General features: G+C 66.2%; 1 protein-coding gene. It reads right to left on the bottom strand.

From position 1 onward, the window contains the following. Positions 1-555 precede the first annotated feature (555 nt). On the bottom strand, positions 556-828 hold the full coding sequence (locus DD1DGNOD_RS10520) for a hypothetical protein (protein WP_131767560.1): 273 nt from the start codon (positions 826-828) through the stop codon (positions 556-558). Between the last annotated feature and the right edge of the window lie 202 nt (positions 829-1,030).

Genomic DNA, 1,030 nt, shown 5'->3' with positions numbered 1-1,030 from the left:
ACATGGAGGAAGTCGTCCTCACCTGGCTCGACCAGCCGGCCATCGACCGGGCCGACCTCATCGACCTGTGCGAACGCACCTGCTACCAGATCGTCATGGCCGCCTTGGACGACCCTGACCAGTACGAGCAGCTCAAGAACCGCATCCACGAACGCGCCTGAAACGGCACCGGACCCGACGTTCGGTCCATCCTCGGCCACGGGAGCCGTCCGCACGATCCTGTCCAGCCCCCGCTACGCCGGACGGCAGGTCTGGAACATCTGGAACAATGAGAACAGGTGCCGCAAGGCCGTCGGCTGACGTCAGGGCGTTGATCGGCCGTTACCGCGCCGGGGCGACCATCGAGGATCCGGCAGCCGAGTTTTCGATCAGTGTCAGCGGTGTTGCGTGGCCGCTCCGCGACCGTGGCGTGCGCCGTACACCCGGACACGCTGCGCAAACTGACCTGCCCGGCGACAGGCCCGGCCGGGCTGTGCACGACAAACTGCACCGGTGGCTCCATGACGATGGAGCGGATGAAGTCGTGCTTCAGCTTGATCGTGTCACGCACCGGGATCATTTCCGCCGGCCAGACGCCTTCCCCCACACGACACGCTTGCCGGAGGGCCCGCCCAGGTGATGGTCCTGAGGGATCAGGCCACCGGCCACCCGTCCGTAGCCGTCCAGCTTCCGGGCGCTGTCCACCACGGCACTGTCCGGAGCACCGGGGATCTCCTCCGGGGGAAGGTCGCCCCACCGCCAGAGCCGAAGGCGGTCACCGGCCGTCGCGCCGAGATCGCAGAACCGGCCGACTGCCTCGATACGCTGCTTCGGCTTGGGATAGGACATTCTTGAGATAGGACATCGAGGTGGAAGGCGTCGTCGACAATGCGTGAGTCGGCGGGTAGAGCTGGAAGGCGGGACAATGGCACGGATCGGGTTCGCGGCCGACGGCGAGAACGAGTGTGTCCGTGCCGTGCGCGAGTTCATCCGTACGGAGCACGAGCTAGTGATCCCAAGCGAGTCGACGGTGTGGACAGACATGTCGCGT

This window comes from Candidatus Protofrankia californiensis (assembly GCF_900634765.1).
GTDB classification, from domain to species: domain Bacteria; phylum Actinomycetota; class Actinomycetes; order Frankiales; family Frankiaceae; genus Protofrankia; species Protofrankia californiensis.
This window is presented reverse-complemented; position numbering and strand designations above follow the sequence as displayed.